The organism is Streptomyces sp. SID14478, assembly GCF_010548525.1.
GTDB lineage: Bacteria > Actinomycetota > Actinomycetes > Streptomycetales > Streptomycetaceae > Streptomyces.
On record NZ_JAAGMG010000445.1, the window covers coordinates 1 to 4,376 of the forward strand.

At 72.9% G+C, this 4,376-nt stretch carries 3 protein-coding genes and 1 pseudogene; 3 read left to right on the forward strand and 1 reads right to left on the reverse strand.

From position 1 onward, the window contains the following. Window positions 1-155 precede the first annotated feature (155 nt). Genes G3I40_RS15055 through G3I40_RS15065 form a run of 3 tightly spaced genes read left to right on the forward strand, consistent with a single transcriptional unit; the run spans window position 156 to window position 3,374 of the window. Window positions 156-1,472: a histidine kinase gene (locus G3I40_RS15055; protein WP_164302680.1), complete on the forward strand. Its 1,317-nt coding sequence runs from the start codon at window positions 156-158 to the stop codon at window positions 1,470-1,472. After that, window positions 1,469-2,134, forward strand: coding sequence for a response regulator transcription factor (locus G3I40_RS15060; protein WP_164302681.1), 666 nt, complete (start codon window positions 1,469-1,471; stop codon window positions 2,132-2,134). The genes G3I40_RS15055 and G3I40_RS15060 overlap by 4 nt, the downstream gene beginning before the upstream one ends. A 19-nt stretch (window positions 2,135-2,153) precedes the next feature. After that, window positions 2,154-3,374, forward strand: coding sequence for a cytochrome P450 (locus tag G3I40_RS15065; protein ID WP_164302682.1), 1,221 nt, complete (start codon window positions 2,154-2,156; stop codon window positions 3,372-3,374). Between the two features lie 86 nt (window positions 3,375-3,460). Here the strand turns inward: G3I40_RS15065 and G3I40_RS15070 are convergent. Beyond that, window positions 3,461-4,376 (reverse strand): annotated as a pseudogene (locus tag G3I40_RS15070) (ABC transporter permease); the annotation flags it as partial.

A 4,376-nucleotide genomic window follows, 5' to 3' on the forward strand; every position in this document is an offset into this window, starting at 1 on the left:
GGGGCCGCGTCCAGGCGCCGGTGTCCGCGTACGGGACGGGGCCGGTGCGGCCGCGCGCCGCGCCCTGACCGGCGCCGCGTAGTACTCACGGCGGACGGCCACAACCCGTCTGACTATGGACGACCGGGCCCCCGCGCGGGCCGTACCGTCGTGGCATGACCGAGACGACCACCACCACGGGCCCCCGCGAGCGGAGCCCCGAGTTCAGCTTCGCCACGTCGGCGCTGCGCGGGCTGCGCGAGGACCTGTTCCGGGACGTGCGCGCCTACCGGCCGCTGCCCCGGGCGGCCGCGGACGGGCCGTTGGCCCAGCTGTTCCCGGCCCGCATACGCAGGGAGTTGGAGGTGGTGCCGCACGTCGTGGTGCTGGGGCTCGCCCTCGTCACCATGCTCGTCAGCGCGGCGACCTACAGCGACGCGTTGACCGCTCTGGTGGGCGGGCTGCTCGCGGCGGTGCCCGTGGCGCTCACCCTGGTGCGACCGGTCCTGGCCTGGTGGCTCTCGCTCGCGGTGGCCCCGTTCCTCCTCGGGGCCAGCGACCAGTATCTGTATCCGTGGACCGAGGGCAGTTTCGCGGGGCACACGATCGTGATGATGGTCGTCGCCGCCCGCACCCGGGTGCGCACGGCGGTGTGGATGTGGGTCCTCAGCTGGACGTACTCGATGGTCGTCGCCGCCGTCATCGGCGGCGTGTACAACGACGTCATCCCGCTGGCACTGCTGACCGGCATAGGGCTCGTCCTCGTCCACCTCATCCAGGCCAACCGCACGTCGCGCCGCCAGGTCGTCCAGGAACGCACGGTCACCGCCGTCGAGCGCGACAAGCGCACACTGCTCGAAGAGCGCACGAACATCGCGCGCGAGCTGCACGACGTGGTCGCTCACCACATGTCGGTGGTCGCCATCCAGGCCGAGGCGGCGCCCTACCGCGTCGAGAACCCGCCGCCCGAGCTGGAGCAGGCGTTCGTCACGATCCGGGAGAACGCGGTGGCGGCGCTCACCGAACTGCGCCGCGTCCTGGGCGTCGTACGGGCCGAGGACTACCAGGCGCCCGATGCCCCGCAGCCCACGCTCGCCGACCTCGACAAGCTCCTGGAGAACGTGCGGGACGCGGGCCAGAGCGTCACCAAGACGGTCACCGGCGCCGTCCGTGAACTGCCGCAGGGCGTCGAGCTGTCGGCGTACCGGATCGTGCAGGAGGCGCTCAGCAACACCCTGCGGCACGCACCGGGCTCCGACGCCGCGGTCGAGGTGTCGTACGTGCTCGGCGGGCTCGGTCTGCGGATCGTGAACGGCCCGCCGAGCGCCCTGGCGAAACCGAGCCCCGGCGCCGGACACGGCATCACCGGCATGCGCGAGCGCGTCTCGATGCTCAGCGGCGTGATGACGGCGGACGCGACCGCCGACGGCGGCTACGAGGTCACGGTCTTCCTCCCCGTGGCCGCCGCCCCTGCCGAGGAGGACGGCGCATGATCAAGGTCCTGATCGCCGACGACCAGATGATGGTGCGCGAGGGCTTCTCGGTGCTGCTCGGCGCGATGCCCGACATCGAGGTCGTCGGCGAAGCGGTCAACGGCCTGGAGGCGATCGCCAAGGTTCGCGAACTCCAGCCCGACGTGGTCCTCATGGACATCCGCATGCCGGAGCTGAACGGCATCGAGGCGACCCGCGAGATCATCGCGGCCGACGCGGGCGCGAAGGTCCTCGTGCTGACCACGTTCGACCTGGACGAGTACGTGTACCAGGCGCTGCGCGCGGGCGCGTCGGGCTTCCTGCTCAAGGACGCCTCGGCCCGCCAACTCGCCGACGGGGTACGGGTGGTGGCGAGCGGCGAGGCGCTGCTTGCGCCTTCGGTCACGCGCCGTCTGATCACCGAGTTCTCGAAGCTCTCCGAGATCCCGAAGCTGCCCGCCGTGCAGCACCCCGAGGTGTACGGCGAACTGACCGAGCGCGAGACGGAGGTGCTCGTCCTGATCGCGCAGGGCCTGTCGAACGCGGAGATCGCCGAGCGGCTCGTCGTCGCCGAGTCGACGATCAAGACGCACGTCAGCCGGGTCCTGGTGAAGCTGGGCCTGCGCGACCGCACCCAGGCGGCCGTCTTCGCGTACGAGGCACGTCTGGTCACGCCGGGGTGAGCGGGGCTAGCGTCCCCGCATGGAAGCCCCCGCGGCCGGCGCCGCCTTCGACCCGTGGTCCCCGGCGTTCGTCGCCGACCCGTACCCCGCGTACGCGGCGCTGCGCGAGTCCGGCCGGGTCCACCGGTTCGCGCCCACCGGCCAGTACCTGATCCCGCACCACGCCGACGTCGCGGCGCTGCTGCGGGACAGGCGCCTCGGCCGCACCTACCAACACCGTTACGCGCACGAGGAGTTCGGCCGGACGGCGCCACCGGCCGAGCACGAGCCGTTCCACACCCTCAACGACCACGGCATGCTCGACCTCGAACCCCCGGACCACACCCGCATCCGCCGCCTCGTGTCGAAGGCGTTCACCCCGCGCACCGTGCAGCAACTCCGGCCTTACGTAGAGAAGTTGGCCGGTGACCTGGTGGCGGGCCTGGTCGCGGACGGCGGCGGTGACCTGCTCGCGGCGGTCGCCGAACCGCTCCCCGTCGCCGTCATCGCGGAGATGCTCGGCATCCCTGAGTCCGACCGCCCGCTCCTGCGCCCCTGGTCGGCGGCGATCTGCGGCATGTACGAGCTGAACCCGGCGGACCGGACGGCACGGGCGGCGGTGCGTGCGTCGGTCGAGTTCACCGCGTATCTGCGCGAGTTGATAGGGAGGCGGCGCGCCGAACCCGGCGACGACCTGATCTCGGGCCTGATCGCGGCCCACGACGAGGGGGACCGCCTGACCGAGCAGGAGATGATCTCGACCTGCGTGCTGCTCCTGAACGCCGGCCACGAAGCCACGGTGAACTCCACCGTGAACGGCTGGTGGGCCCTGTTCCGCCACCCCGACCAGCTCGCGGCCCTGCGCGCGGACCACTCCCTGATCCCCTCGGCCGTCGAGGAACTGATGCGCTACGACACCCCGCTCCAGCTCTTCGAGCGCTGGGTGCTGGAGGACATCGAGGTGGCGGGCACGACGATCCCCCGGGGCTGCGAGGTGGCCCTCCTCTTCGGAGCGGCCAATCACGACCCGGCGGTCTTCGCGGACCCGGCCCGCCTGGACCTGACCCGCACGGACAACCCCCACATCTCCTTCTCCGCGGGCATCCACTACTGCATCGGCGCCCCGCTCGCCCGCCTCGAGCTGGCCGCGTCCATGCGGGCGTTGCTCACCCAGGCACCGACACTGCGCCTCGCGGCGGAGCCGGTCCGCAAGCCGAACTTCGTGATCCGGGGGATGGAGGCGCTGCCCGTCGTGGTGTGACGCCGCGCCCGGGCACGCCCCCTGAAGCCGGGAACGAGAGGCCCCACCGGCGGACCGGTGGGGCCTCAACCATGCGGCAGCACGGCTCAGTTGGACATGTCCCGCCGCCGGAGCCCCACCAGCCCCGCCGCCACGAACACCGCGGTCATCAGCACGAGTACGCCCATCGGCCCCCACGCCATCTCCCCGCCCGGCAGCTTCGGCAGGTGCCCGAACGGGGACAGGTCCATCACCGCCTGCGGCAGCTTCAGCGCCGGGCCGATCCAGCCGAGCAGCAGCGCCAGGCCCGCCACGCCCCAGCCACCGGCGACCGCCGCCCGCGGCGCGAGCCCGTACAGGAGCACCGCCACCGCGCCGAGCGTCCAGAGCGCCGGGAGCTGGACCAGGCAGGCGCCCAGGATCGGGCCGGGTTCGTGCCCGTAGCCGAGTGCCAGGCCGAGGCCGCCGAGCAGCATGATCAGCGCCGAGCCCGCGAAGGCGATCACGAGGTGGCCGGCGGCCCAGCGCAGCCGGCCCACCGCGCCCGACAGGACCGGCTCGGCCCGCTGCGAGGTCTCCTCGCCGTGCATCCGCAGCACGGCCTGCACCACGTACAGGGCCGCCACCATCCCGAGCATGCCGACCATCGCGGCGAGGAACGCGTCGGTGATGCCGGACTGGCCGCCCATCCGCTCGATGATGTCGCGGGTGCTCGCGTTGTCGCCGACCAGGTCGGTGGCGCCGTTCGTGACGCCGCCGAGCGCGGCCCCGGACGCGAGGAAGGCCAGCGACCAGCCGATGACGCTGCCGCGCTGCAGCCGCCAGGCCAGTGCGCCCGCCGAGCCGAGCCGCCCCCGGGCCGGTCCCGGGCGTGAGGGCACGAAGCTCATGCCGATGTCGCGCCGCCCGGCCAGCACGTAGGCCACCGCGCCCTGGGCGAGCACGGCCGCCGCGAACAACAGCAGCACCCACCAGCGCTCACCGGCGTAGGCGCGGGTGTTCTCCAGCCAGCCGATGGGCGAG

What these genes read in the sequence shown, in the direction of transcription:
- G3I40_RS15055 (WP_164302680.1), top strand. Translation starts at nt 156, where the DNA reads ATGACCGAGACGACCACCACCACGGGCCCCCGCGAGCGGAGCCCCGAG.
- G3I40_RS15060 (WP_164302681.1), top strand. Translation starts at nt 1,469, where the DNA reads ATGATCAAGGTCCTGATCGCCGACGACCAGATGATGGTGCGCGAGGGC.
- G3I40_RS15065 (WP_164302682.1), top strand. Translation starts at nt 2,154, where the DNA reads ATGGAAGCCCCCGCGGCCGGCGCCGCCTTCGACCCGTGGTCCCCGGCG.